This is a genomic window from Gammaproteobacteria bacterium (genome assembly GCA_034522055.1).
Classification (GTDB): domain Bacteria; phylum Pseudomonadota; class Gammaproteobacteria; order JAABTG01; family JAABTG01; genus JAABTG01.
This window is the reverse complement of the sequence record JAXHLS010000002.1, coordinates 189,116-215,954: the sequence shown is the minus strand read 5'-3', so window position 1 is coordinate 215,954 and position 26,839 is coordinate 189,116. Positions and strand designations below refer to the sequence as shown.

At 67.0% G+C, this 26,839-nt stretch carries 24 protein-coding genes; 12 read left to right on the top strand and 12 right to left on the bottom strand.

From position 1 onward, the window contains the following. The first annotated feature begins 143 nt into the window (after window positions 1-143). Window positions 144-1,028, top strand: a complete 885-nt coding sequence (locus tag U5S82_01170; protein ID MDZ7750278.1) for a helix-turn-helix transcriptional regulator — start codon at window positions 144-146, stop codon at window positions 1,026-1,028. 2 nt (window positions 1,029-1,030) lie between these two features. Here the strand turns inward: U5S82_01170 and U5S82_01165 are convergent, their stop codons facing one another. Together U5S82_01165 and rng are read right to left on the bottom strand one after the other, a co-directional pair. Then, a complete protein-coding gene (locus tag U5S82_01165) occupies window positions 1,031-4,927 on the bottom strand; it encodes a YhdP family protein (protein ID MDZ7750277.1) in 3,897 nt (1,298 codons plus the stop codon). Window positions 4,928-4,948: 21 nt separating this feature from the next. Next, window positions 4,949-6,505, bottom strand: a complete 1,557-nt coding sequence (gene rng / locus U5S82_01160) for a ribonuclease G (protein MDZ7750276.1) — start codon at window positions 6,503-6,505, stop codon at window positions 4,949-4,951. Window positions 6,506-6,845: 340 nt separating this feature from the next. On the opposite strand from rng, the gene U5S82_01155 reads away from it, so the two are divergent. The 7 genes from U5S82_01155 (at window position 6,846) to U5S82_01125 (ending at window position 14,806) form a co-directional block, all read left to right on the top strand. Continuing rightward, window positions 6,846-7,811 (top strand): MoxR family ATPase, encoded by a 966-nt coding sequence (locus U5S82_01155; GenBank protein ID MDZ7750275.1) that lies wholly within the window; start codon window positions 6,846-6,848, stop codon window positions 7,809-7,811. Window positions 7,812-7,917: 106 nt separating this feature from the next. Beyond that, entirely contained in the window at window positions 7,918-8,877 is a 960-nt protein-coding gene (locus U5S82_01150) for a DUF58 domain-containing protein (GenBank protein MDZ7750274.1), read from the top strand. Further along, on the top strand, window positions 8,874-9,377 hold the full coding sequence (locus U5S82_01145) for a DUF4381 domain-containing protein (protein MDZ7750273.1): 504 nt from the start codon (window positions 8,874-8,876) through the stop codon (window positions 9,375-9,377). Before U5S82_01150 ends, U5S82_01145 begins: the two co-directional genes overlap by 4 nt. Further along, window positions 9,374-10,396 carry a VWA domain-containing protein gene (locus U5S82_01140; protein MDZ7750272.1) on the top strand — a complete coding sequence of 341 codons (1,023 nt, stop codon included), beginning with the start codon at window positions 9,374-9,376 and terminating at the stop codon, window positions 10,394-10,396. The genes U5S82_01145 and U5S82_01140 overlap by 4 nt, the downstream gene beginning before the upstream one ends. Further along, window positions 10,393-12,252 (top strand): VWA domain-containing protein, encoded by a 1,860-nt coding sequence (locus tag U5S82_01135; GenBank protein MDZ7750271.1) that lies wholly within the window; start codon window positions 10,393-10,395, stop codon window positions 12,250-12,252. Before U5S82_01140 ends, U5S82_01135 begins: the two co-directional genes overlap by 4 nt. A gap of 89 nt (window positions 12,253-12,341) precedes the next feature. Beyond that, window positions 12,342-14,225, top strand: coding sequence for a BatD family protein (locus U5S82_01130; GenBank protein ID MDZ7750270.1), 1,884 nt, complete (start codon window positions 12,342-12,344; stop codon window positions 14,223-14,225). Window positions 14,226-14,428: 203 nt separating this feature from the next. Further along, on the top strand, window positions 14,429-14,806 hold the full coding sequence (locus U5S82_01125) for a hypothetical protein (GenBank protein MDZ7750269.1): 378 nt from the start codon (window positions 14,429-14,431) through the stop codon (window positions 14,804-14,806). A gap of 306 nt (window positions 14,807-15,112) precedes the next feature. Here the strand turns inward: U5S82_01125 and U5S82_01120 are convergent, their stop codons facing one another. Next, window positions 15,113-16,630 carry a MarR family transcriptional regulator gene (locus tag U5S82_01120; GenBank protein ID MDZ7750268.1) on the bottom strand — a complete coding sequence of 506 codons (1,518 nt, stop codon included), beginning with the start codon at window positions 16,628-16,630 and terminating at the stop codon, window positions 15,113-15,115. A 1,066-nt stretch (window positions 16,631-17,696) separates the two neighbouring features. Here U5S82_01120 and U5S82_01115 point away from each other — a divergent pair. After that, complete coding sequence (locus U5S82_01115; protein MDZ7750267.1) at window positions 17,697-18,155, top strand: hypothetical protein; 459 nt, start codon at window positions 17,697-17,699, stop codon at window positions 18,153-18,155. A 95-nt stretch (window positions 18,156-18,250) separates the two neighbouring features. Here the strand turns inward: U5S82_01115 and U5S82_01110 are convergent, their stop codons facing one another. The 4 genes from U5S82_01110 to U5S82_01095 form a co-directional block, all read right to left on the bottom strand. Further along, a complete protein-coding gene (locus U5S82_01110) occupies window positions 18,251-18,448 on the bottom strand; it encodes a hypothetical protein (protein MDZ7750266.1) in 198 nt (65 codons plus the stop codon). Window positions 18,449-18,537: 89 nt separating this feature from the next. Then, window positions 18,538-19,383, bottom strand: a complete 846-nt coding sequence (locus U5S82_01105; protein MDZ7750265.1) for an ATP-binding protein — start codon at window positions 19,381-19,383, stop codon at window positions 18,538-18,540. Further along, entirely contained in the window at window positions 19,380-20,858 is a 1,479-nt protein-coding gene (locus U5S82_01100; GenBank protein ID MDZ7750264.1) for a DDE-type integrase/transposase/recombinase, read from the bottom strand. Before U5S82_01100 ends, U5S82_01105 begins: the two co-directional genes overlap by 4 nt. A 93-nt stretch (window positions 20,859-20,951) precedes the next feature. Then, on the bottom strand, window positions 20,952-21,515 hold the full coding sequence (locus tag U5S82_01095; protein MDZ7750263.1) for a hypothetical protein: 564 nt from the start codon (window positions 21,513-21,515) through the stop codon (window positions 20,952-20,954). A gap of 50 nt (window positions 21,516-21,565) precedes the next feature. On the opposite strand from U5S82_01095, the gene U5S82_01090 reads away from it, so the two are divergent. From U5S82_01090 to U5S82_01080, 3 genes are all read left to right on the top strand, one after another. Next, window positions 21,566-22,021, top strand: coding sequence for an SEC-C metal-binding domain-containing protein (locus U5S82_01090; GenBank protein ID MDZ7750262.1), 456 nt, complete (start codon window positions 21,566-21,568; stop codon window positions 22,019-22,021). 89 nt (window positions 22,022-22,110) lie between these two features. Further along, window positions 22,111-22,740 carry a reverse transcriptase domain-containing protein gene (locus tag U5S82_01085; GenBank protein ID MDZ7750261.1) on the top strand — a complete coding sequence of 210 codons (630 nt, stop codon included), beginning with the start codon at window positions 22,111-22,113 and terminating at the stop codon, window positions 22,738-22,740. After that, window positions 22,716-22,973, top strand: coding sequence for a group II intron maturase-specific domain-containing protein (locus U5S82_01080; GenBank protein MDZ7750260.1), 258 nt, complete (start codon window positions 22,716-22,718; stop codon window positions 22,971-22,973). The genes U5S82_01085 and U5S82_01080 overlap by 25 nt, the downstream gene beginning before the upstream one ends. 169 nt (window positions 22,974-23,142) lie before the next feature. Here the strand turns inward: U5S82_01080 and U5S82_01075 are convergent, their stop codons facing one another. From U5S82_01075 to U5S82_01055, 5 genes are all read right to left on the bottom strand, one after another. Then, window positions 23,143-23,814, bottom strand: a complete 672-nt coding sequence (locus U5S82_01075) for a YceI family protein (protein MDZ7750259.1) — start codon at window positions 23,812-23,814, stop codon at window positions 23,143-23,145. Between the two features lie 56 nt (window positions 23,815-23,870). Further along, on the bottom strand, window positions 23,871-24,437 hold the full coding sequence (locus U5S82_01070; GenBank protein MDZ7750258.1) for a YceI family protein: 567 nt from the start codon (window positions 24,435-24,437) through the stop codon (window positions 23,871-23,873). Continuing rightward, the gene (locus U5S82_01065; protein ID MDZ7750257.1) at window positions 24,434-24,988 is read right to left on the bottom strand and encodes a cytochrome b; all 555 of its coding nucleotides are present in this window, start codon (window positions 24,986-24,988) and stop codon (window positions 24,434-24,436) included. Before U5S82_01065 ends, U5S82_01070 begins: the two co-directional genes overlap by 4 nt. 15 nt (window positions 24,989-25,003) lie before the next feature. Continuing rightward, on the bottom strand, window positions 25,004-25,582 hold the full coding sequence (locus U5S82_01060; protein MDZ7750256.1) for a YceI family protein: 579 nt from the start codon (window positions 25,580-25,582) through the stop codon (window positions 25,004-25,006). 197 nt (window positions 25,583-25,779) lie between these two features. Next, window positions 25,780-26,289, bottom strand: a complete 510-nt coding sequence (locus tag U5S82_01055) for a DUF2452 domain-containing protein (GenBank protein MDZ7750255.1) — start codon at window positions 26,287-26,289, stop codon at window positions 25,780-25,782. Window positions 26,290-26,839: the final 550 nt, after the last annotated feature.

Below are 26,839 nucleotides of genomic sequence, written 5' to 3'. Positions count from 1 at the left end.
GGGAATAGTGAATAGTGAATAGTTTCCCCGGCCTTGTCCCATTTCGGGTATTTTCGTGTCTTTCGCGGTGAAGCTTTTAGCGGTTAAGCTCTGATCGGTGTTTTCTTCGCTGGGGACAACCGCCGGTTTCGAGGTCGATTGCTGTGAGTCTTAGCACCGAGTTCCTCACCACCAGGGAGTTGGCGGACCTGCTCCATATCAAGGAGCGCAAGGTCTACGAGCTGGCGGCCTCCGGTGCCATCCCCTGTTCCCGGGCCACGGGCAAGCTGCTGTTTCCGCGCCAGGAGGTGGAGGCCTGGGTGGCCCGTCACAGTTCGGGCGCCGGGACCGAACGCGCCGGCCATCGCCGCAACGTGTTCCTCGGCAGTTACGATCCTCTGCTGGAGTGGTCCCTGAGGGCCGCGGGGACGGAACTCGCCACCTTCCTGGACGGCAGCCTCGACGGGCTGGAGCGCTTCGCCGCCGGGGAGGGGGTGGCCGCCGGGCTGCACGTCTACGATCCCGACAGCGACGACTGGAACGTGGCCGCGGTGCGGGCGTGCTGCGGTCACGCGCCGGTGGCCCTGCTGGAGTTCGCCTGGCGCGAGCGCGGACTCATCGTGGCCCCGGGGGAAGAGTTCGCCCTCGGCGAGGTGGCCGCCCTATGCGGGCGCCGGGTGGCCCCTCGCCAGGAGGCCGCCGGCACCCAGGTGCTGTTGCGTCACCTGATGGCGAAGGCGAGCGTGGACGCCGCCGACATCAGTTGGGGAGACACAGTGCGCACCGAGTCCGATGCCGCCCTGGCCGTGCTCGAAGGCAAGGTGGATGCCGCCCTCGGCCTGCGCGCTATCGCGGACCAGCTGCGTCTCGGTTTCGTGCCCCTGGTGCGGGAGCGTTTCGATATTCTGGTGGACCGCAAGGCGTGGTTCGACCCGCCCCTGCAGCGGCTCCACTCCTTTATGGCTACGGACGGATTCCGGGCCAAGGCGGCCGAGATGACGGGCTACGACATCGGCGGGCTGGGCCGGGTCCATTTCAACGGTGCCTGACCCTATTCGTCGATGTCGAATTCCGGCTCCTCGCCGGGCTCCCCATCCTCCTCTTCGCCCAGTTTGACGATCTCCGGGGCTTCCCAGGAGCCGGTGATGGCGTACTGGGTCTTGATGACCCCGCCCACTTCCTTGCCCATGATATTGCTGGAGATATAGGCGGCGGCCACGCCGATGGCGGCGCCTATGGGACCGCCGGCGATGGCGCCGGCCACCGGCAGGGTGGAACTCACCTTCGGCGTCACCGTGACTATTTCGTCGTAGTCTTCCGTCGCCAGGCCGACGCGGCCCGCCACGTCCACACGGGCCGCGGGGGCGTTCATGGTGAGGTTGTTGGTATAGGCGTCGCCCTCGTCGATGGTGAAGCTGCCTTCCAGCTTGTCGAAGCTCAGTCCCTTCTCGAACAGGTCACGAAAGTCCAGCAACAGGCGGCGCGGCAGAGCGTTGATGCTGAGCAGTCCGAAGAACCGTCCGGCCCCGGGGTCGACGTCTTCCAGGCGGCCGTTACGGATGGTGACTTCCAGTTCGCCCGTGGAACGGGCCAGATCGAACTCCGTGGGCGGTCCCGCCCACGTGGCCTCCAGGCGCGCCTTGGCCTTGCCCTCGGCGATACCGGATTTCTGGTAGCCGAGGCGCTTGAGGAAGTCCCCAAGGTCGTTGGTCTCCACTTGCGCCTTGATGAGGGATCGGGGCCGGCCGGAGGATTCCATGATCCATCTGCCCGTGATGTCCATCTCGAGCCCATCCGTGACGGTGTCGAGGCGCCGGATCTCGAGGCCGTCGCGCAGCGAGCGGGTGGTGAGTTCTACGCGGCCGAGTTCCAGGTCGCCGAGGCGGCAGTCGGCACAGGTCACCTCCAGGGGCGGGATGTCCCGGGGGTCGATGACATCCTCCTCGGTGCCGTCCTCGTCGCGGGTGAGATAGAGACGCTCCAGCTCGCCGCGTACGAGTGCATCGCTGCCATCTACGGGGACCTCCAGGGTGCCGGCGAGGCCGGCCGCGGCGATGGTCACCGGCAGGTGGCCCCCGGCGGGTGCCCCTACCACGACCCGCGCATCCTCGAAGGCCTGGCCGAGGGCCAGGAGCCGTGACGTGGTGAGGTCCAGGCCCGCGAAGTCCAGGCGTCCCGCCCCGGGATCGGCAGGGCCTGCGGTGACCTCCATCACCCGCGGTACCCAGCCGTCGGCATCCAGCTCGGGCAGGGTGCCGGTGATATACAGGCCGGGGATGTCGGTGGTGGTCACGGGACCCGGTCCTATGCGGACATGGGCCCCCTCGACGACCATGGTCTCGCCGCCCCCGGCCAGGGTCACCTCGGCCCGCAGGTCGTTTCCCAGGGTGATGTCCAGGCGGCGCCGTCCGTTCTCGCTGTCCAGGTCGGCCCGCACGGCCAGGGGGCGGGCCGACGCGGCCGCCTTGCCCAGCGGCGCCGGCAGGTCGATGGCGAGGCCCCGCAGATCGCTGGTGGCCCACAGCCGGGTGGGCGGGCCGTCATGGATGTCGTTGGGGATGTCCACGGTGGCCTGCCAGGTGGTCTCGCCGTTGGCCCGACCGGCCCAGGGCACGTCCTCGCGCCGTAGGGTCGCTGCCGTCAGGGGACCCGTGAGGCTGACGCGGGTCACCTCCTCGGCGGGATCCTTCATAGTCTCGATATCTAGACGCACCGGGATGTCGTTGAGAGAGCCGTGCAGATCGGTGCCATCCAGGCCCACATCGGTGATGTGCAGTCTGCCCGTGGTGTCTACCAGGGGCATGTCCAGCAGGGGCAGGGTGAGGTCGTTGCCGTCGAAGTGGATGTTGCCATCCAGGACCACGTCGCCACTGCGCAGGAGGATGTCGAAATCCAGGTCCATGGTCACGTTGCCGGTCACGGCGGCACCGCCGAAGTGGTCCTCGAAGCGGTCCTTCATGGGCGTTTCCAGGAGGATGCGCATGCCGTCCTGGCCGGGACCGGTGACGTCGCCGGCGATCTCCAGCAGCACGTCATCGGCGTCGAGATTGGGGGAATGGGCACGCACGTCCCGCAGGTCGGAACCGAGGATCTTGGCGCTGCTGCCGTGGATGGTCATGGAACGCCCGACGAAGACGGCCTCGGCCTCTATCTCCTCCAGGCGCGGCCACTGGGGCTTGTAGTCGATGATGCCCTGCTCGAGTTGGGCCCTGACCTCCAGGTGCCCCGAGCCGTCCTCCCAGGGGAAGGCATCGGTCCGGCCCTGGATGACGAGGGTGCCGTCGTGGATGCGCCCGCTCACCAGGCCGCGGTCAATCCAGCGCACCGCGTCATCGGCCATGACGGTTGCCGGCAGATAGGCGCTCACCCGCTCCAGGCGGCTGTCATCGAAGGTCCCCACCAGGTTGAGATAGGGCGCACCGTTTGCCGGCAGGTCGATGCGGCCCGTCAGCCACAGCCGGATGTCGGGATTACGCAGCCTGATGTCGTCTACATGCATGGACCACTGCCCGGCCTCGCGGGTCGCCCACACCTCGCCCGCCAGGGTGTCGACCCGCAGGGGCTCGCGGAACAGGTGGCTGGCGTCCACCTCCAGGGGTTTCCCGGGCAGGATGGCGCGCAGCCGTCCGCCGGCCATGGCGAGGCGGCCGTGGATACCACGGATCCCGGGGAGGCTGCCGTGACGGGACATGCCGGCGCCCGCGACCCGGGCCCGCAACTCCAGGGATCCCATTACGTCCTCCGGCGCGAAGGCGAGGGCGATATCCTCCACGGTGCCGCGCAGGGTGGGTTGCGGCGCCTCGTCGCTGTCGCCCGCCGCCACGGCCCGGAGATAGGGGCGGACGGCGGCCAGATCAACGCGCTCCGTGGCCAGGGCCAGCCGTGTCGTCGTGGTCCCGCTGCCCGAGACCTCGAAGCGGATGGCCCGCCCGCCGGAGGTCAGTATGCCGCCGTCCAGGGCGGTGAGGCGCCCACTGCTCCGCCATCCCGGGTCGTCCTGGTTCCGGAAGGTGGCCTCGATGCCGAAACCGGCGGCGGGCAGGGCGTGGCCGTCGAGGGCCATGGCGAGGTCGCGAATGGTGCCGGTGGCATGGGCGCGGGTGATGCGACCCTCGTGCCAATCCAGCCACAAGCGGGTGTCCAGGGTGCCGCCGCCCACGGAGAGGCCCTCCGGCAGCATGGGGCTGAGGGGCGGGGCGGCCATGCGCAGCCCACGGCCCTCCACGTAAATGCGTGCCGTGTCCATGGCCCCGGCGTCGCCGCCGAGGTCGATGGCGAAAGTCAGCCCTGCCCCCAGCTCCGCGGGGGGGGCGGCCTGTCCCCGCAGCCAGCTGCCGTCGGGATGATTGACGAGGACCGCCTGGATGGCCGTGAAACTGTAGGTGACGCCGCCGCGGCTATGGTCCCGGAGATGCAGGGTGGAGTCCTCCACCTCCAGCAGGGATTCGCGGCGCAGCCAGTGGGCCACGTCCGGCGCGCCGGCGGCTCCTGCCCGCCGCTCCCCGAGGCAACACAGGGAGAAGGACCCGGCGGCGTCACGCTGCACCGTGATTTCGGCACCACGGATGATCAGGTGGTCGGGCCGCAGGGCGGCCTGGCGCAGGGACTCCAGGGGGTCCACCTCCACCAGCAGGGCATCGAGGCCCAGGAAGGGCTCGCCGGCCCTATCCAGGAGCTGCACCCCCTCCAGGCGCAACACCGGCCGCCAGCCCCGCCATTCCGCACCGATGCCGCCGAGGCGCACGGGGGTGCCGAGTTCCGCCGTGGCCCACTGTTGCAGATCGGCGCGGAACAGGTCCAGGGCGGGCAGGGCGAGGCGCAACAGGGCCACCGCCAGGGCCGTTACCAGCACCAGGAGGGCCAGGGACCAGCCGAGGTGGTGGCGTACCCAGTAACCCAGGGAGCGCCGCGGCGGTGCCTGGGGGGATGCCCCTTCCACTTCTGTCACCGGGCCACCGTGCCCGCTCGCTTACATGAGGACGACGTCATACTGCTCCTGCCCGTACAGGGTCTCCACCTGGATCTCGATGGGCACCTGGATGAAGGATTCCAGCTCGGCGATGTTGGCGGACTCGTCCTCCAGCAGCCGGTCCACCACGGTGCGGGAGGCCAGCACCAGCAGCTTCTCCGCCTCGTACTGCCGTGCCTCGCGGATGATCTCACGGAAGATCTCGTAGCACACGGTCTCCGCCGTCTTCACCGAGCCCCGGCCGTTGCATACCGGGCAGGATTCGCACAGCACGTGCTCCAGGCTCTCGCGGGTGCGCTTGCGGGTCATCTGCACCAGGCCGAGGGAGGACACCTCGCTGATGTAGGTCTTGGTGTGGTCCCGTTCCAGGTGCTTCTCCAGGGCGCGCAGCACCTGGCGCTTGTGCTCCTCGCTGCACATGTCGATGAAATCGATGATGATGATGCCGCCGAGGTTGCGCAGCCGCAGCTGGCGGGCGATGGCCTGAGAGGCCTCCAGGTTGGTCTTGAAGATGGTCTCCTCGAGGTTGCGCCGCCCCACGAAGGCCCCGGTGTTGACGTCGATGGTGGTCATGGCCTCGGTCTGGTCGATCACCAAGTGGCCGCCGGACTTGAGGGGCACCTTGCGTTCCAGGGCCCGCTGCAGCTCGTCCTCGATGCCGTACATCTCGAAGATGGGCCGCTCCCCCACGTAGTGCTCCAGCCGCGGCAGCAGCTCCGGCATGAAGCGTTCGACGAACTCCGAGACCCACCGATAGTTCTCCGCCGAATCGATGCGCACCCGCTCCAGCTCGGTGCTCACGCTCTCCCTCAGGGTGCGCATCACCAAGGGCAGGTCCTCGTAGACCATGTGGGGCGCGGCATGGCCGTCGGCGTTGTGGCGCAGGGATTCCCACAGCTTGTAGAGGAACTCCATGTCGGCGCGCACGGCCCATTCCGACAGCCCTTCGGCGGCGGTACGGATGATGAAGCCACCGCGGGGTTCCTCGTCATCATCAGGGTCGAGATGGGCGAACCCCCGCCCCAGGGTGCGCAGGCGCTGGCGTTCCGCCTCGTCCTCGATACGTTGGGATACCCCCACGGTGTTCATGTAGGGCATATACACCACGTAGCGCGAGGGCAGGGATATCTGGGTAGTGAGGCGGGCGCCCTTGGTGCCCAGGGGATCCTTGATCACCTGCACCAGCAGTTCCTGGCCTTCATGCACGAGTTCTGCGATGTCCGCCGGGGCCGGCCGGCGTTCCTCCGCCGCCGCCTCTTCTTCCTCCAGGCGGTTGTTCCGGCACGTGAAGTCCGTCTTGTCCTCCGGGGGTGGGATGGGGGGCTTGGAGGGTTGGGAGATATCCGAGGCATGGAGGAAGGCGGCGCGGTCGAGGCCGATATCCACGAAGGCCGCCTGCATGCCCGGCAACACCCGGGACACCCGGCCCCGGTAGATGTTGCTCACCAGACCGCGGCAGCTCGCGCGGTCCAAAAATATCTCCTGCAGCACGCCGTTCTCCACCATGGCGATACGGGTCTCCCTGGGGGTGACGTTGACCAGCAATTCTGTGCTCATGGTATGGGTAGGGTCGCTCGCTGAGTCTTGAATGGTGGGGAGTATAACGTGGTCCGGACGGCCTTTACCGACGAGCCCGCCATCGACCGCTCCCCCGCCGTGACGGTCCTGTCCCCCCCTGTCCGCGAGGCGTGACGGGGCGATCACGGGAGCGGGAGAAACCATGTCTCGAGGGTGCGCGCCGTCGATGGCCGTGCCTGGGTCATGGAGACTTTACCTTTGACACCGGCGAGCCCGGAATGCTCCGTGGCGCTGCCGGTGGGGGGAACCTTGGCCGGTAGGCAGGGTCATTTGCATTCCGTATTCTTGATATTCCTTCATCCAGCGCATCCGAGGATCCATGTCGCAACGACAGAGTTTCGCCCGTCTCAAAGCACACATCTCCGCCCGCATCCTCGGCCAGGAATACCTGGTGGACCGCTTGCTCATCGCCCTGCTGGCGGATGGCCATCTGCTGGTGGAGGGTGCCCCGGGGCTCGCCAAGACCACTGCCGTCAAGGCCCTGGCCACGGGCCTCGCGGGTGACTTCCACCGCATCCAGTTCACCCCCGACCTGCTGCCGGCGGACCTCACGGGCACCGAGGTGTTCCGACCCCAGGACGGCTCCTTCCATTTCCAGCCCGGGCCCATTTTTCACAACATCCTGCTGGCGGACGAGATCAATCGCGCACCGGCCAAGGTGCAGTCGGCGCTGCTGGAGGCCATGGAGGAGCAGCAGGTGACCATCGGCCGCGAGACCTACCGGCTGCCGCCCCTGTTCATGGTCATGGCCACCCAGAACCCCCTGGAGCACGAGGGCACCTATCCCCTGCCCGAGGCCCAGCTGGACCGCTTCCTCATGTACGTGCGGGTGGGTTACCCGGACGCCGCCGGGGAGAAGGCGATCCTGGAACTCGCCCGCGCCATGGCCCGTGGTGGTACCGGTGCGCCCGAGGTCGGCCCGCCCCTGGCGGAATCGGCCGTGTTCGCGGCCCGCGCGGAGGCCCTGGAACTCACCATGGTGCCGGCCCTGGACGATTACCTGGTGGCCCTGGTGGCCGCCACCCGCGACCCGGCGCCCTACGAGCCTGCCCTCGGTGAATGGGTGCGCTGGGGCGCCAGTCCGCGGGCCACCCTGGCCCTGGACCGCTGCGCCCGCGCCCACGCCTGGCTGGCGGGGCGGGACTACGTGAGCCCCGAGGACATCCACGCCATCGCCCACGACGTCCTGCGCCACCGCATCCTGCTGTCCTTCGAGGCCGAGGCGGAGGGCATCACCACCGATCGCATGGTGGACGAGTTGCTGCAACGGGTGCCCACCCCATGAAGACCCTGGTAGCGCCCATTTGCTGGCATCGGTGGTCGATCGCCAGGCCATCGCAAACATCGTGCAGGGGCTTGTCATGCCGCCCCGAGGGTCCATGGCGGAAACGGTGAGGGGAACGACCGACGGGGTGCGACTGGCCCTCGACCGTCTCACGGGGTTACGCGCCCATGCCGGGCGTCTCGGCCTGTCCCCCGGCACCCGGGTGCGCACCGCCCGCGCCGGCGGTTATCTGTCGGTGTACCGCGGCCGCGGCATGGAATTCGACGAGGTGCGCCCCTACCAGGCGGGCGACGACGTGCGCGACATCGACTGGCGGGTCACCGCGCGCTCCGGGCGTGCCCACACCAAGGTCTACACCGACGAGCGGGAGCGCCCCGTATTCCTGCTGCTGGACCTCTCCCCTGGCATGTATTTCGGCACCCGTGGTTGTCTCAAGGCGGTGCGCGCCGCCGAGGCCGGGGTGCTCCTGGCCTGGGCCGCGGTGGCCAACGGCGACCGCGTGGGGGCCCTGATGATGGCCGGCAAACGCCATGCCGAAGTGCGTCCCATGGGGCGCCATCCGGGAGTGCTGCGCCTCATCCGGCGGCTGATGGAGGAACACCGGGCGGGCCTCGAGCGCCCCGGCATCGAGGCCGCCGATCTGAAGGCGGCCCTGGACCGCCTGCTGGCCACCGCGCGGCCCGGCAGCCTGGTGTTCCTCATCAGTGACTTCCGCCACCTGGACGACGACGGTGAGAAGCGCCTGGCGCGGTTGGCGCGGCACAACGACGTCACGGCCGTGTTCGTCTTCGACCCCCTAGAGGCCGAGCCGCCCCCACCCGGCCGTTACCTGCTGTCCGATGGCCATGCCAGTGCCCTGCTGGATACCAGCGACGCCGGGGTGGTCGAGCGCCTGCGCGCCGCCCATGCCACCCACCGCGCCCGGGTGGCCTCGGCATGCAGCCGCCGGGGCATTCATTTCCTGGATCTGGCCACCGATGCCCCCCTGGTGGAGGCCCTGCGCCGGGGTCTCCACGCACGCCTGCCCCATCATGGGGCCCTGTACGAGCCCGCCGGCCGGTCATGATTCCCGATAACCCCCTGGCCCAGGATCCCTTGGCAGAGTTGCGGGACATCCATCTCCCGGACCCCGTGTCCTGGTGGCCCCCGGCGCCGGGTTGGTGGCTGCTGGCCCTGGTGGTGCTGGTGGCCCTCGGCCTCGCCTCGTGGGCCCTGCGCCGCTATCTGAAACGGCGCCGGCGTAGCCGCCGCGTGCTGGCCGAAGTGGATGCCCTGGCGGCCGCCTACCGGCGCGACGGCGACACCCAGGCTCTGTGCAGTGGCCTCTCCCTGGTGCTGAAGCGGGCGGCCCTGGCGGCCTGGCCGCGGCAACGGGTGGCCGGGCTCACGGGCACGGCGTGGCTGGAGTTCCTGGATGCCACCGGCGGCGCCGGCGCCTTCGCCCACGGCCCGGGACAGGCTCTGGCCAGCGCCGGTTACGGTGGCGCCGCGGCGGTGGACGGCGAGGCCCTGGAAGCCCTGGTCCGACGCTGGATTAAAGGTGCCTTGAGGCGGGTACCGGCATGATCCACCTGGCGTGGCCCTGGGCCCTGCTGCTGTTGCCCCTGCCGTGGCTGATACGACGCCTGGCGCCGCCGGCCCGGGCACCCCGGGCCGTGGCCCTGCGCGCGCCCCTCTTCGAATGGCTGGCCGGCGGCGCCGCGGCGGCCGCCCCGCCGCGGCGGTTGCGGCCGCGCCTGCGCCTGGGCACCGCGGTGGCGGCATGGCTGCTGCTGGTGCTGGCGGCGGCCCGCCCCCAGTGGCTGGGGGAGCCCCTGGAACTACCCCTGGAGGGGCGTGACGTGATGCTGGCGGTGGACGTGTCCGAGAGCATGCAGGTGGCAGACATGGTGCTGGAGGGGCGGGCGGTGGACCGCCTGGCGGTGGTACAGCGGGTGGCGGGGGACTTCATCCGCCGGCGCACCGGCGACCGCCTGGGGCTCATCCTGTTCGGCTCCCAGGCCTATGTGCAGACGCCTCTGACCTTCGATCGCACCACCGTGGCCCACATGCTGGAGGAGGCCGCCATCGGTCTGGCGGGCAAGAAGACCGCCATCGGCGACGCCATCGGCCTGGCCGTGAAGCGCCTGGGGGACGAGGCGGGCGGGGAGGGGCGTGGGCCGCGGGTGCTGATACTCCTGAGCGACGGCGCCAACACCGCCGGGGCGGTGGATCCCCGCCAGGCGGCGGCCCTGGCGGCCGAGCGCGGCCTGCGCATCCATACCGTGGGGATCGGCGCCGAGCGCCTGCGGGTAGGCGGCATTTTCGGCAGCCGCGTGGTCAACCCTTCCGCGGATCTGGACGAGGCCATGTTGAAGGACGTGGCGGCGGCCACCGGGGGGCGATACTTCCGGGCCACGGACACCGATGCCCTGGAGGAGGTGTATCGCCTGCTGGATGAGCTGGAGCCCGCGGTGCGCGACGCCCGCCTGTTCCGCCCCCTCACCGCCCTCTATCCGTGGCCCTTGGCGGCTGCCCTGTTGCTGGCCGCGGGCCTGCTGGTGGATGGCCTGCGCCGCCCCGGGGTACCGGAGGCGGCATCGTGATCCCCGATACCTTCCTGTTCCTGCGCCCGTGGTGGTTCCTGGCCCTAGTCCCCCTGGCAGGCCTAGTGTGGGCCCTGGTCCAGGGCGGTCCGGCGACGGGGGCCTGGCAACGGGTGTGCGATCCGGCCCTGCTGCATTTCCTCGCCGAAGGCGAAAATGCCGTCGCCGCGCCGCGGCGGGCGGCCCTGGCGGTGGCGGTGGGGGGGCTGCTGGCGGTGGTGGCCCTGGCGGGCCCGGCGTGGGAGCGACTGCCCCAGCCCGTCTACCGCGGCGAGGCCACGCGGGTGGTGGTGCTGTCCCTGGCCGGCACCATGAACGCCGCCGATCTCAAACCCTCCCGCCTGGCCCGCGCACGCTTCAAGGTGATGGACCTGCTGGAACGGGCCGGGGAGGGGCGCACCGGGCTGGTGGTGTACGCCGGCGAGCCCTTCATCGTGTCGCCTCTGACCGACGATGCTGCCACCATCGCCGCCATGGTGCCGGTGCTGGAGACGGACCTCATGCCGGCCCCGGGGCGGCGCCTCGCCCCCGCCCTGGAGCAGGCGGCGGCGCTGCTGGACCAGGGGGCGGCCGGCGGTGGGCGCATCATCGTCCTCGCCGACGGCATGGACGACCCGGCCGCCGCCCTGGAACGGGCGCGGGACCTGTCCCGGCGCCATACCATCGGCGTCATCGGGGTGGGCACGCCGGACGGGGTGCCCGTGACGGATGCCGGGGGCGGCTTTCGGCGGGATGGCACCGGGGCCCTGGCGGTGACCCGTCTCGAGGAGTCGGCCCTGGAGGCGGTGGCCGCGGCCGGTGGCGGCGCCTACCGCCGCCTGACGGCGGATGATGCCGATCTGCGGGCCGTGATGCGTCCCCCCGGGGCCGTGGACGGAGTGCTGGAGGCGTCGGATGAGCGCACCGCCGACCAGTGGTGCGAGGCCGGCCCCTGGCTGCTGCTGCCCCTGGCCCTGCTCGGGGCCTTCGCCTTCCGGCGCGGCTGGCTGGCGGTGGCCCTGGTGGCGGTCATGGGCAGTCCCGGGGAGGCGTGGGCCCTGGACTGGGAGGACCTGTGGCGGACCCCCGATCAGCAGGCCGCCGCGGCCTTCCAGGAGGGACAGCCGGCGGCGGCCGCCAAGACCTTCCGGGATCCGGCATGGCGGGGCAGCGCCCTCTATCGCGCCGGCGAATACGAGGCCGCGGCCGCCGCCTTCGAGGCCCTGGGGCACGCGGGCGCCCATTACAATCGTGCCAACGCCCTGGCCCGTGGCGGGCGCCTCGAGGAGGCCCTGGCCGCCTATGAACAGGCGCTGGAGCTGGCGCCCGGCCACGACGATGCCCGCCACAATCTGGCGGTGGTGAGACGGGCCCTCGAACAGCAGGCACCTCAGGAAGGCCAGCAAGGCGAGGGGGAATCCGGTGACCCGCGGCAGCAGTCGGAGCCGGCCGCTGGCGGCGGCCAGGGTGATGGGAGCGAGGACCAGGACACGCCCTCCCGGGAGCAGGATGACGGCCAGGCAGGCGCCGGCGACGACAACGCAGGGGACCAGACCCCCGGTGACGGGGAGCCGTCTGCGGGCGAGGCGCCGGCGGAGGATGACGCGGGGCGGGATCCCCTGGCCGAGCCGGGATCCCCAGGGGAGGAGACACTCGCGACACCGCCAGGCCCCCCCAAGGGCACGGGTGAACAAGCCCCGCCCGAGGAACCGCCCCTGGAGACATCCGGCGCCGCGCCGCAGGATGCCGGCGCCACGGAAGCGGACCAGGCCATGGAACAATGGCTGCGGCGCATACCCGACGACCCCGGTGGCCTGCTGCGCCGCAAGTTCATGCTGGAGCACTACCGCCGCCAGCAGGCGGCCGGCGGACGGTGATGGAAAGCAAAGGGATCCGCTCACGGAGGCACAGGGTGGACACAGAACACCTCGTATACTTTTTCTGACAACCTCGGACCCTTCTTCCGATGAACCCGCACCGCCCCATCAGCCCCTGGTTTCCCCGTCTCGTGTCCCGTCATGACCGGCCCCTCGCCTGGCGTCGCGGCAGGCGTAGCGAGACGAGGTTCTCCGTGCCGCCGTGCCGCCGTGAGGGTTTGCTGTCGTGGTTCCTGATTCTCGTGCTGGCCTGCGCCCCGGCAATGGTGCTGGCGGCAGTGGAGGCCACCGTGGACCGCACGGTGGTGGGCGAGGGCGAGAGCCTCGAGCTGCGCCTGAAGGTCACCGGGGATGACGCCGGGGCGACGCCGGATATGGCGCCCCTGGAGCGGGACTTCGAGGTTGCGGGCACTCGCCGCAGCAGCCACATCAGATTCATCAACGGGCGCATGGAACGCAGCAAGTCGTGGATCCTGACCCTCATTCCCAAGGGCACGGGGGAACTCAGCATCCCCGCCCTCGACGTGGGGGACGCCACCACGCGGCCCCTCACCGTCAGCGTGCGGCCGGCCGGCAGCGGTCCGGCGGACGATGAGCCGGCCGATGTCTTCCTGGAGGTGGAGGCCGAGCCCCGGAACCCCTACGTCCAGGCCCAGGTGAGCTACCGGGTGCGTATCTTCTTCCAGGATCTCAGCGAGGGGGAACTGGCAAACCCCGAGGTGGAGGGTGCGGTGGTGGCCCGCCACGGCGAGGATGTGGCCTACGATGCCACTCGCCACGGTCGCCGCTATCGGGTGCTGGAGCGCCGTTATGTCATTTTCCCCCAGCGCAGCGGTCCTCTGGAGATCCCGGCCCCGGTATTCGTGGGCCGGGCGCCCGACGGCGGGGCCGGCCCGCGCTCTCCCTTCGGCAGCTTCGGCGCCTTCGACCAGATGTTCCAGAGCGCCCGCGCCATCCGCCGCCGCGGTGAGGCCGTGACCCTGGAGGTGCGGCCGCAACCGGCCGCCTTCCAGGGCAAGCGCTGGCTGCCGGCCCAGGCCCTGGCCCTGGACCAGGAATGGTCCGACGGCGCCGGGACGGGGCGCGTGGGCGAACCCATCACGCGCGCTTTGATTATCGAGGCCCGGGGCCTGGAGGCGGCCCAGTTGCCGGAGTTGGGCCCGCCCGCGGGCGCGGGCTACCGCGCTTATGCCGACAAGCCGCAGCTGGAGACCGGTGCCGACGGGGCCCCAGTGGTGTCCCGGCGCCGCGAGTCCCATGCCATCATCCCCACCCGCCCGGGTGAGTTGCGGCTGCCGCCCGTGGAGGTCCACTGGTGGAATACCCGGGACGACACGCCGCAGCTTGCCACCCTGCCGGGGCGTACGATCAAGGTACAGCCAGCCGCCGGAGAGGCCCCCAAGGCCACCGCGCCGGCGGAGCCGCGGCCGGCCCCCGCCACTCCCGCGCCGTCGCCGCCCGGCGACCCATCCCGGCCGGGCCTGTCGGCTGGGCCCTGGCCCTGGATTTCGGCCCTGTTGCTGGGGGCCTGGCTGGTCACTCTTTATCTGCTGGTGCGCCAGCGCCGCCGGGTGGTGTCCCCCGCGACTGTCGAGGGTCCCGTACAGCCTTCAGGTGCCCCAACCGTCTCAGAGGCGACCAAGTCCCTCGTCAGGGCCTGCCGGGGGCAGAACCCGCTGGCGGCACGGGATGCCCTGCTGGTGTGGGGCCGGGCCCGCTGGCCGGAGGATCCGCCGGTGAACCTGGGGCAGTTGGCGGCCCGGGTGGGTCCCGGCGAGCTTGCCGATCTCGTGACGGAGTTGGACCCTGCCCTGTACGGCGGCCCCGCCTCCCCGGCGCCGTCGGCGGAGTTGTGGGAACGCCTGCCGGGCCTGGTCAGGGCCTGGCGCCCCCGGCCGGAGGGCGACCCGGCCGCGCTGCCCCTGCCCGAGCTCTATCCCGGCTCCCATTTCTATGGCCATGGTGCTGAATAAAACACCCGCGTTGCTTTACCATGGGTGGACGACTGTTCGGGGGGTGTGTGCGATGGTGGGGATTGCGGTCCCTGGGCCGCCGCCCCACGGCTCCTGTTGTGGATGACACGGTACGAGGGGACTCAAGATGAACCAGGTTGCCACCACGGATCGTCCCGCCATTACGGGCCCGGGGCTCGCGGTGGCGGGCTGAGGGGCCGGGCTTGGCGCGCGGCTTCGTCATTCGCATGCGCCTGCGCTGCCCCCCCGAGCGCGTGTGGGGCCGGCTGGTGGACCCCGCCGTGCGCGGTCCCGGCCACCGCTGCACGGACGGCGACGGGACCATGGCGGTGGTCACCGAATACCAGCCGAAGAATCGCTACGCCCTGTCATCCCGTTGGAAGGACATCCTCACCACTCACCGCTATACGCTGCGCGGCAGCCAGCGCGGCACCGAGCTGGTGTTGCGCATGATGTGCGATGCGGATGGCGCCTGGTGGGCCCGCCACTCCTTTTCCGTCATGGGCCTGTGGTTCCAGGACCGCCGCCGCCTGCGGCGCCTGAAGCACGAGTTGGAGGCCGCCGAACATGGCGGACCTTAAGCTCCGACAAAGACAAGACACCGCCTGTCACCTCGGCACGACTGTGGGTCGGGAGTCATCCCGACATGTACCCCATGCCCTCGCCCAACATCCCCTCATCCTGTCCTTCTCCCCAAGGGAGAAGGGACCTTCCCAATGACGCCGAAGCGCACAGCACCGTAGGGTGGGTCAAGCGCAGCGGACCCCTGTGCCGGGGAATTGGGAAAAGGGAATTGGGAAATGGGAAAAGGGAAATGGGAAAAGTGAATGGTGAGTGGTGAATAGTACCTTACCACTGAAATCTTGGACAAGAATGCCAAGAAATTCTCATGCCCTGTCAGCACAGAGTGCAGGGAGAACACAATATTCACGCATCTTGAGTGATGCAGCCAGGACGCGACGCCCAAACTTTGTAAGGTAATACTTGTAGCGACGTCCCACTTTCTTGATCAGTCCGTGGGTTCGTAACCGTTTGAGTAGATAGGATGATTGACTGGGTGATAGATCGGGCATAGAGGCCCGCAGATCGGCGGCACGGAAGCCACTGATTGACCATTCGCCCCGCCCGATGGCGAGGAAGAGATGATAGTCCTTTTTCTGGAACAGATTGAAGCCACGGAATGAACGGCCCTGGTCCCTGGCGGGGCTGGACATTTTATCGATGTCCTTGAGTCCGGCGTCAGGATTGTCGATTGCCGCCATATAGGCGAGATAGCGCTCATTGGCGGCGTTCATCAGCTTGCGCAGATCGCGCAGGCTGTAGATATTTTTGCGTAGCGGTGCCAGTTTCCACTGTTGCCAGCCGTCACGTTGTTCCACCCAGCGGTGGATTTTGAAGAATGAGGCATCGTTGGTGGTGCATTCCACACGCGCCATGATGCCGGCTTTATCGTAGAGTTTGATGCTGGCCGGCCCCATCTGGTGGCGGATGCGTGTACCCTGGATACGGGTGCTGAAATCGTTACCGACCTCCCCTTGATAGGTGCTGGCGAGTTTACGGCCAAGGAAGGTGGCCACATTGTCGGCTTTAATGGCCTGTACCGCCGTGCGGGTGATGGACTCGTAGAGCGGCTGGAATTCGGCCTGCTGGTGGAAGATGACATCGGTGGCGAACTCCACCTGCATCAAGCTCCAGTGGTAACCGGAGCGAAAGCGCTGAGCTACCGGGCAGAACTGTTTGGCCCATCGATTCAGTCGTCGGTGAAGCTGTTTGGCATCCAGCCGGTCGGCAAGCGTCTGAGCCTGCTCGGGATCGGCAATGGACAGAAAGGCATTGTCCGCCATCGCGAAGGGAATGCCGGCTTTTTCCAGTCTGCGCGCCAGCCAGTGATGGCCGTTGAAGTAGACTTGCAGGCGGAACGGCGCCCAGGTGGGCACCCGCACGTAACAGAGTCCAAAGGCCTCATCGATGAAGTAGAAGTAGTAATGCAGGCATTTCCCTGACGTGGGTTTGAGCAGGGTATGGCCTGTGTTCTTGTCATGCCAGGGGCGATAAGCGGTGCAGGATTCCATGGCGGAGAAGATGTGGACCAGCCCGGGATGACCGCCGCGTTCCGCAATGATGGCCTTGATACGGTCTTCTTTGCGAAAGGCCTTGTGGCGCCGGATGAACTCGATCTCAATGCCGGCCTCGATGGCGAGTTGCTCGGCATGGTGGCGCAACTCATCGCGCAGGGGTTCTGCCCACCGGGGGTAGTCGAACAGTCGGATCTTATGGTAACTGAGGTAGCTCGCCATAGCGCCGGCATAACCGATATCAGGAAGGGTTCCGGTGATGACAACCCGGTCAAAACAGGAGAGCACACCGGCGATCTTGTTCTGGTGACGTTCAACGAACGGATTCATGGCCTGTCCCTCTTGTCCTGGATGGTGCTGTGGATAAGGATAGGCGATCCGAGATATTTTGGTTCCGGCTATGCCGGGTTAGGGAATAGGGAATAGGGAATAGGGGATAGGGGATAGGGGATAGGGGATAGGGGATAGGGGATAGGGGATAGGGGATAGGGGATAGTGAATGGTGAATGGTGAGTGGTGAATAGGGAACAGTTTTCCCGGTGTTCCGGCGGGGGAGCCGCGGTGCTCGTTCTGTCCTCCACGCCTACCGACTTTCTCCCTTTTCGTGTCATTTCGTCTTTTTCGTAGTTACCGTTTTTTTATAACGTGAAAGTTGCGAAGCACGAACTCCCCCTCTCCCTCTGGGAGAGGGACGGGGTGAGGGAACGAACATGGCGATACGCGCTCCGCTTTCATCATTTTGGGCCGCGCGTATCGCCATGAGAGTTAACTACGAAATACGCGAAAGAACAAAGAGATGACGGTGGAAGTGCCACCTGTAGGAGCGGCGCCTCGCCGCGATGGGGCCGGGGCAATCGCGACGGGGGCGTCGCTCCTAGTGCGTCCGTGGAGGCGCATTTTCTGCACGGTGAGAGTCCGTGTCGGGGTAAGCCAAGGCCCCGTAGTCGAAGGTAACTGCGTCGTCGCGAGGCGGGGTGGAGAGCAACCGGAGGCGAACTGGCGGTCCGTAGGATGACGAACTCGATTCGGCGGTACGGGACGGCGAGCCCGCTAGGAGAAGGTGAAGCCTGAAACTCATCGGATGCGCTGGGATTGGCGTGGAAAGCGACATTCGGGTCCCCTCCGTGGTTGGAGACGGAACGCTGGGAAGGAAATGCGAGAGAAGCGGGGAGACCTGACCGCCGTGGTGACGGTGGGCAGGAGTCAGAGCCTTCGTAGTACTGAACGGTTCTGCTGCGGTCATGGCGAGGTGCTGCGGAAACGCGGACCCAAGAGCTGGAGGGCGTCCTCCGCCTAAAACCGTGGGTGGTGCCGGGAAAGCGCGAAGAACAGAAATCGCGCCGAGGGAAGGGAGGCAGGAAGGTGGATGGGTGAAGTCTGGAGGAGGTGAGCGCGTATGCAAAGGGTCGAGAGTGTCTCGCAAGAGGCTAAGCCAGACTCGTCCAACCCGGTGGAATGGCCGTGGGTGGACCGCACGATCTGGACGGAGCGCATGTTGGCGGCGCTGGGTAACGGCGTCCAAGGGACGAAGTGGTTCAGTCTGATCGACAAGGTGCATCGCCCCCAGACCCTGGAACGGGCGTGGCAGGATGTGCGGGCCAACCGGGGTTCAGCGGGGGTGGATGGCCAGAGTGTGCAGCGTTTTGAGGCCCATGCCGAGCGGTATCTGGCGGAGTTGGGAGAGGCGCTGGGAATTGGACGGTACCGACCGGATGCGGTGCGTCGGGTGGAGATTCCGAAGGGGACAGGGACGCGTCCCCTGGGCATTCCGACGGTGAAGGACCGGATTGTGCAGGCGGCGATGAAGCGGGTGCTCGAGCCGATTTTCGAGCACCAGTTTTTGCCGATGAGTTGAGTGTAATCACAGTCTTCGAGGGTACCATTTTCACTTTTCGTGAGGGTTTCCCGCCCGCGTTCATTCCTCACTGATCCTGCACGCAGGTTTCTCGATCAGAACTGTGCTACGTCAGCGAATGGCAGTTCCAGCTGCTGTTCTTCGCCGACGGCACGGGCCTCTTGCAGCATCTGCACGATCTCCTCGCCATATTCATTGATGATCTGTTCGCGCAGCTCGTCGATGAAGGTGAGCACACTATAGGCGTCTTCCGCCTGCCAGTGCGTGTACAGCCGCAAGACTTTCATACTCATGATGTGGTCTCCTGGGTCGTGAGGCTGGGTTGGCCTGCGTCAGGTGCGTAAGACTGTGGACGGCCAGCGGTCGGGTTCGGCGCCAGTGCTCAGGCAGCGCTGCGAGCGCGCCGCGGTGATGGCTTGCGCTCGGTGTGGAAGACATCGAAGAAGAGCTTTTCATCGAGCTGGGTGAGTTCGTGGCGGCTGGCATGGGCGAGGATTTCGGCGGCCATATTGGTCAGCACACGGTAGTTGCCCATAGCGTGATCGGCCAGCGCCTGTGCCAGCTGTTCGCTGAACAGACCGGGGTTGCCGGCGCTTGTGCAAAGATGCGCCAGGCAGGCGAGGAGATCGTCGCGTGAGGCGTGTTCAAGCGCCAGGCGGGCCCGGATGCGCGAGCCGAGCGGGAGCAGATCGTCACGCCGGAGCAGGTCGGTCAGGCGTTGATCGCCGGCGAGGACCACGCTCAGCAAGGTGCGGGAGTCGAACTGGGACGAGGCGAGCAAGCGCAACTCATTCAGTACCACAGGCGCGATCTCCTGGGCTTCATCGATCAGCAGCACGGGGCGCATGAGTGAGGCGTCGAGAGTCGCCAGCCAGCGGGTGCGCAGCCCCTTGAAGCCCATCCAGCGATTGTGCGGCTTGAGATCGACGCCGAACAGGTCTCCCAGCTCGCGGTAGAAGTCCGCGAGGTTGGCACTCGGATGGGTCAACGCGGCGATGGTCAGGTCGGGCAGGCGCCCGAGGCGGGCGGCGAGGATGCGCAATGCGACGCTCTTGCCGGTGCCGGGCGCGCCGGTAATGAGGGCAAAGCCGCCTTCGCGGACATGGGTGTGTTCGATACGCCAGGCGAAGTCCTCCAGCGCAGGCGTTGCCATCAATGCCTCGGTGGGCAGTTCCGGCGAGAATGGATTCCACTTGAGGCCGTAGAGTGCGAGCAGGGATTTGTTCATGGGTCAGTATCCTCGGGATCGAAGGGCAGATAGGCCGGCGGTATGCCGGTGGCGGCATACTCGGCCAGGAGTTGGTCAAGCAACGGCGCCATACCGGCGCACGTGTTAGCGTTAACCGGCAGGGCATCGACCGACGTGCTGTCATCCACCGGCGCGAGGGCCCGTCGTCCATGCTCGGCATTACGCTGCTTGTCGAGTGGATAGAGCACGGCGACGGGTTGTTCGGTGTGGGGATCGAGTAGATCAATACTCGCAAGATCCCAGCGTGCGTAGCGCAGCTTTAGCCGGTGGAGGTGGCGGAACCGGGAGGGCACCTCGAAGCGGGTGCCCAGTACGGTGCAGGTGCCATCGGATCGACGCTGGACACGCGTGGTCTGTGCGCGGAAGCTGCGGCGTAGCATCTCGGCATCGGGGCACTCGCGGGCAACGTCGGGGCCCTGCCGATAGCGCTCAATGGGCGCGCAGCCGAGCTCGTGGTGGCGGCGACGCTGATACTCGCCCTCGACCCAGGCGAGTGTTGCGCGGTTGAGACTCTCCAGTGTCAGCTGCTCGACGCCCTCGAGCATGGCGAGCAGGCGACCCTCAACGACCGACCACCAGTTCTCCTGCTTGGCATTCTGGTAGGCCGAGTACGGTAATGTCGTCTCATGCACGATACCCAGGCGCGCCAGGCCCTCGGTGACTTCGGTCGCGGTCTCGGCACTGCCGTTGTCGGTCAGCAGGGCACGGGGCAGGCCGCGCTTCTGCAGCGCCTGCGACAGGCCGTGCACGAAGCGTTCGGCGTCCTCGGTGAGGTACCACTGGGCGTGACAACAGATCCTTGAGCAGTCATCGAGAATGCCGAGCATCTGTACCGTCTGCCAGCGCCCGCGCGCATCGACGACGCGGCGCGAGCCGACGTGGAAGTCGGCGTGCCATAACGCATTGACGTGGGCGAGTTCATAGCTGCGCACCTCGCGCGTGGCCAGGTGGCGCTCGGCGGCTTCAGCACCGGGGGTATCGCGCCGCACGCGCCCGGTGCGCTTGCGCATGCCGTTCGCCTGTAGATACCGCCGAACGGTGGCGTACGAGGGCATCGCGCCAAGAGACGGATCCTTGGCAGCCAGAACTGCAAGGTTATCGACATGCAGCTGCACGCTCCAGCCCGAATGCGCTTGGTAGAGCGCATGCAGCTCGGTGCGCAGCAGGTCACTCAGGCGGCGGTGACGTCCCGCATCGGCGCGTCGGCGTGAACGCAGCGCACGGACTGGGTCAGCGCCGGCACGAAGCGCCAGGTAGTACCAGCGCTCTATGGTGGAGAACCCGAAGCGTACCGCCTCGCCAGTGACCGGATGACGCCAGGTCCTGGCGGCCAGCGCCGTAATGGCTGTGTGCAGCTCACCGCTCTCTGGCGGTGCCGCCAATAGCGAACCGATCACGGCGAAGCGCAGCCGTGCCCAGCGTTCGTGCACGCTCAATCTGTTGTCGTCGCCCATCGGTGCATCGCCTCGTCATCGGTCCGTCTTGTGAGGCTAAGCGCCTTGGCACAGGTTGTGGAAGGTGCAACTTCTGCGGGTGCGCGATCCCCCTCAGCCAACGTGCCCGGCGGCGACAGACAGCGGCGCGAGAAATGCCAACACCTCGGCCATCCTGCGCAGCGGATCCGGTTCCTCGAAGCGTGCAAGCAGGGCACCCGGCAGTTGCTGGTCCTCAAGCGGCGGCAGGAAGCGCGCCCGCGCTGCATGCCACCAGGGCGAGCGCACCAGGGACTCACGCCACCAGCGGCACCAGCGCCGCAGCGTACGCCGGTCTACCCCCAACAGCGCCTGCAGCTCGCGAATCCGCGCAGCGGTGAGTGTGCGTACGCAGGCCAGTACCAGCACAGCGCCGGTGTATACCCGGCGTCCGAGGAAACGCACCGAAGGCGGTGTCACCCGCTGGCGGCAACGGGCGCAGCACAAGCTCAGGCGACGGGTGTGCAATGCATCGGTAAGGCCCGGTGGAATCCCGCGTGGCTTGCGCTGATAGGTGGCACTGTGCAGGACGCCGGCACACTGAGGGCAGCCTGCGCGTCGTGCCCGCTCACACAAATCGCGGTCAAGCAGAAGCAAGTGGTCGTACAATCGTGGATCGGCAAACAGTTCATCGCCCATGGCGCGCTCTCCGAGATTGGGGCCAGACCATTGTCGATGAGGAGACAGCGATGGCAAAGATAGGAAGAAATCAGCCCTGCCCTTGCGGCAGTGGCAAGAAATACAAGCGCTGCTGCTGGGAGCAGGACCGCAGCATCCCACCCACCACCACACCGGCGACATCAGATCACAGTGACCTGCTCACCCTGCAACACGATGACCTCTTCGACGACATGGAACTCGACCGGTTATCCAACAGCGTTATCACCCTTGTCAATGCGGGAAGGCTCGATGAGGCGGATGCCGTGTGCGAGCAATTGCGCACCGAATACCCTGAAGTGCACGACTGGCTCATGCGAAAAGCCATGGTCTGCGAGGCACGCGGCGAGACCGATCTGGCCATCGAGTATTGCCAGCGCACCATCGACTGGATGGATGCGCATCCAGAGGACTTCGACCCTGAGAGCCGAGAGCCGTTCTATGCGGACATTGAGCGTCTGAAAAACGCTAGCAAGGATACGAACTGAGCGGTTTACATGAGGGGCTGAGAACCTGAACCCTCAGCGAATGTGATTAAAGTACGCGGCAAAAACATCATGCAGTATGTTCAGACTCAATGAGTTACGGGTTTCGCCCGGGTCGCGGGTGCAAGGATGCGCTGCGGGAAGTGGATGGGCTGGTTCGGGAGGGCTACACCCATGTGGTGGATGCCGACCTGGCCCAGTACTTCGACACCATCCCGCACGAAGCGTTGATGGCCCGGGTCGAGGACCGGATCAGCGATGGTCGGATCCTCGACCTGCTGCGCGCCTGGTTGCGCCAGGACGTGGCGGCGGAGATAGCGCGCTGGACGCCGACCCGGGGCTCGCCCCAAGGGGCGGTGATCAGTCCGTTACTCGCGAATCTGTACCTGCACGGGCTGGATGTACACATGACCCAGCGCGGCTATCGGATGGTTCGGTATGCTGACGACCTCGTGATCCTGTGTGCCAGTCCGGACGAAGCCCAGGAGGCGCTGCAGGAGTTGCGGCACTGGGTGGAGGCCAATGGTCTGCAACTGCACCCGGAGAAGACCCGTGTGGGGGATTGCCGGCAGCCCGGGAAGGCTTTGAGTTTCTCGGGTACCGGTTTGAAGCGGGACGGCGGTGGGTACGCAAGAAGAGCCGCAAGGCCCTTTACGACCGGGTCCGGGCCAAAACCCGGCGCAGTCGTGGGGATTCGCTGGCGCGGATTGTGGCCGACCTGAACCCGATGCTGCGTGGCTGGTTCGTGTATTTCCAGCACGCGCACCCGTGGACCTTTCCTCGCGTGGACGGTTTTGTCCGACGTCGATTACGGGCGCTGTTGCGCAAGCAGCAGAAGCGCCCGGGAGCGGGTCATTGTCAGTCCGACCATCTCCGCTGGCCGAACGCGTTCTTCGCTGCGGCTGGGCTTTTCACCATGACCGAAGCCCGGACGTTGGCGAGCCAATCCCGATGAGGTAACCACCGACTGGAGAGCCGTGTGCGGGAGAACCGCATGCACGGTTCGGAGGGCGGGGAGGGTCACTCCTTCCCGACCCCTATCATGAATAGCGGAAGCCCCCCGGCCTGCTCCCTTTTCGCGCCTTTCGTGTCTTTCGCGGTCACGCTCTTCTCTGAAGCTCGACCTATGGCGACGGGCAGGGGGCGCTGGTGTTGTCGGGATGGGGTTTCAGGACCAGTTGGTAATCCAGATTCACCCGGTTGGCGACCCGCAAGGCGCCCATGAGGACGGAGAAGGGGGTGATGCCGAAGGTGGTCTGACGGATATTGCCGGTGCCGGTGGCATGAACCGCGCCGTCGCGGCGTTCCACGCGGACGAGCAGGGACAGCGGGGCCGCGCGGCCGCGGATGGTCAAGGTGCCATCGACCGCGTCCGTCCCCGGTGCCAGGCGGCCTGCGAAGCGGATGTGGGGGAAGGCGGCAGCGGCGAGGCCGTCGTTGCCGAGCATGTTGCTGCGGGTGGATGCGATGTCGTTGGGGGTGAGGGGGACTTCGAAGCCTTGCCCTGCGCGATGTCGATCCGCCTCCCTGTCCACTTCGAGGTCGGCCACCGGAATCACTATGCTGACCCACGTGCCCCCGGTGTCGTTCACCAGGGCACAACCCGTGAGGGTGCCGGCGGCCACGGTGTGGTTGTGGCCGGCCTCGGCCAGGGGACCGGCGCGATGGACCAGGGCCACGAGTCGCGACTCCGCCCCATGGACTTCATAGGATGCGACCGTGCGCCGGGGATGCCAGGCCGGCGGCGCGGTGGCGATCACATCCGGGTCGATGTCCTCGGGGGCCGGTGTTGGCATGGCGCACCCAGTCAAGCCGAGCGCCAGGACCAACAAATGGGCGGAGCCAGGCCATCTCACCGCCCGGCACGGGTCAGCCGCAGGTCGAAGCTCACCTGCACCTCGAGGGCGATGGTGTCCCCGGTTTGCCATTCCCCGAGGCCCACATCGAAGCGGGTGCGGTCGAGGCGGGTAGAGCCGCTGAGGCGGGCGGTGTCTTCTCCTGGCTGCCATTCCAGCTTCAGGGTGACTGGGTGGGTGATGCCCTTGAGTGTCAGTTCGCCTTCCGCCTCGTAGCCACCGTCGACCGTAACCCTGAAGGTGTCGGCCTCGTAGCGCGCGGTGGTGTATCGCGCGAGGTCGAACCATTCCGGTTGGGCGATGGCTTCGTTGCCGTCGCGGGTGCCGGTATCCACCGATGTGAGGTCGACGCGGATGTCGAAACGGCTATCCTGAAGGTCATCGGGCGAGAAGCGCAGGGTCTCGGCCCGCCAGCGGCGGAACATCGACTCGAAGGCCTCGCCTTCCCACCAGTTGGTGAAGCCAAGGCGGCTCTCGCCGTGGTCCACCGTCCAGTCGGTGGCGGCATATCCCGGTAGGGTCAGCATCAAACCCAGCACTGAAAGAACAATCGTTCGCATCATGGTCGGCCGCCTCCGGGCAGCATGCGGCGCAGGGTATCGTTCCTGCGCACGAAGTGGTGGTGGAGGGCCGCGCCGATATGCAGCACCAGCAAACCCATCAGGATCCAGGCCATGGTGCCGTGGATGGTCTCGAACAGGGTCTGGGTGGCCTCACTGCGCTCCACCAGGTGGGGCAGCTTGAAGAGCCCGAAGGGCTTGAAGGGGACGTTGGCCGCGGAGTTGATGACCCACCCGGCCAGGGGCATGAGCACCATGAGCCCGTAGAGGATCAGATGCACCGCGGACGCCCCGATGAGCTGATAACGCGGGGCATCCGCCGGGTGGGCCGGCGTGGGATTGAACAGCCGCCAGGCGATGCGCAACACCACCAGGGCCAGTACCAGAAGGCCGATGGACTTATGCCACTGGAACACCTCTATCTTCGTCTTGGAGAAGGCCATGTCCGCGCCGATGAGGCCGAGGGGGATGAGGGTGAAGATTAGGACCGCCATCAGCCAATGGAAGCCTTGGGTGACCCCGCCCCAGCGCGTCGTGGTGTTGCGCCAGCCCATGCCGGTGGCCTCCGACTACTGGCGGACGCCTTCCACCTCGAGGCGGATCCCCACCTCGTCGCCGATGACAGGCAGGCCGTACTTCATGCCGAACTCGGAGCGCTTGATGGTGGTGGCGGCGGAAAAGCCGGCGATCCACTCCTTGGATTTGAAGTGCTGGCCAACCTTGTTGAAGGTGACGTCCAGGGTCACGGGACGAGTGACGCCAAGGAGAGTCAGGTCGCCGTGAAGTTTGCCGGTTTTCTCACCCGTCTTCTCCAGTTTCGTGCTCTCGAAGGTCATGGTGGGGTGGACGTTGACGTTGAAGAAGTCCTCGTCCCGCATGTGCTTGTCCCAGGCATGGTCATCCATGTCGATGCTGTGGGTGCGGATGGTGACCTGAACCGAGGAGTTGCCCCAGTCCTCGGAATCGAAGGTGAAGCCGCCGTCGAAGTCGAGGAACTCGCCCTGGGACTTGGAAAAGCCGAGGTGGCTGACGAAGAACAGGATCTGGGTATGGGGTTTCTCGAGGACGTATTGCTCGGGTGCCGCGTGGAGGGGGGCCGAGAGCATTGCGGTAATGGCCGCGGCGGCCAGGACGGAAGTGGTGCGCATTATGGTTCTCCTCAGGTCGTTGGCTACGGAGGGATGTGACCCTGGGTTCGACGGGAAGTTTAACGCGCCGGGGCCTGTTCGTGGCCAGGGACGGCACGGCTGTGGGTCGGGATCATCCCGACATCGGGCCCAGATCCCGTCGGCTGTCAAGAGCAGCCGACCTACAGACACACCATCAGCGCCTGTTTCCGGGCTACTCAGGTTCGACGGCCCCTATCGGGCCCCAGATTCTCCAGCAGGTGCTCGATGACATCCCGACTGTCGTCGATGTCCTCGAACGCCGCCTCGGGGGTCCAGCTCATGTCGTTTTCCAGGCGGTAGGCACCCTCATAGTGGTCCGCCAACCGGTTGCCCCAGTCTTCGGGCGACAACATGGAAAAATAGAGTTCGTCCGCGGGGGTACGGTACAGGTGATAGACCTTGCCGGCGATGCGCCGGAAGTTGCAGCGGGCCCGGTGCAGTTCCTGGTTGCGCCGGGTGTCCTCCAGTACATCACGCGCCTCCTGCTGCAGGGCCTTGATCTGCTTGGCGATGCTGCGCAGGCGGGCGGTGGCCTGGGCGTTGACCATGTTGTCCGCCTCGGCCACCTGGCGGGCCAGGTCCACGAGTTCGATGGGCGGAGCCAGGCGGCTCACGGGGTAGGGGGCGCTGCGGGACTCGCCTTGATGGTAGGCGCCGCGGCGGGACTTGTCTGTCGTGTCATTCATGATTGGCTTCACGTGGGAATCTGCAAGTTTGCGACCGGCAACGGTCGCCCAAGACTGCGTAACCTATTGAACTCGCGACAATTAATCAACATGCGCCGGCGGGTGTTTCTTCATCGTTCGCGCGGTAGCGAAGCGGTCGGAGGATACAGCCATTAATCGCGTCATATGATTGTCGTGGGGTAGGTTCAGAATACAGTCCTTTCCAATTCAGACATGAGCCTGAGCGAGGGCGGTCAGTGAGGCGGTTCTGGCGGCTGAGTTGTGGGCGTCGTTGATGAAATGGGATAGTACGTGCTGAGTCCGGTTGAGTCGCTGGGCGGCCCCATCCTCGGTCTGGTGGACAACGGCAGGGCCCGCCGTCGGGGCCGGCCCGGCTAACTTGCTTATACAAAAGACCTACGGGATGCGGGTTCTTTGCTTGCGTTCCGGCGCGCAGGCACCGGCAAGCTATGGTGGTTAGCCACCGGGTGTCATGGGTCGTCATTGTAGGTTCGTTAGTTCAAGGAGCCTGCAAGTTGCGCCGCTATCCCCGGTAGAGCAGGATCAAACG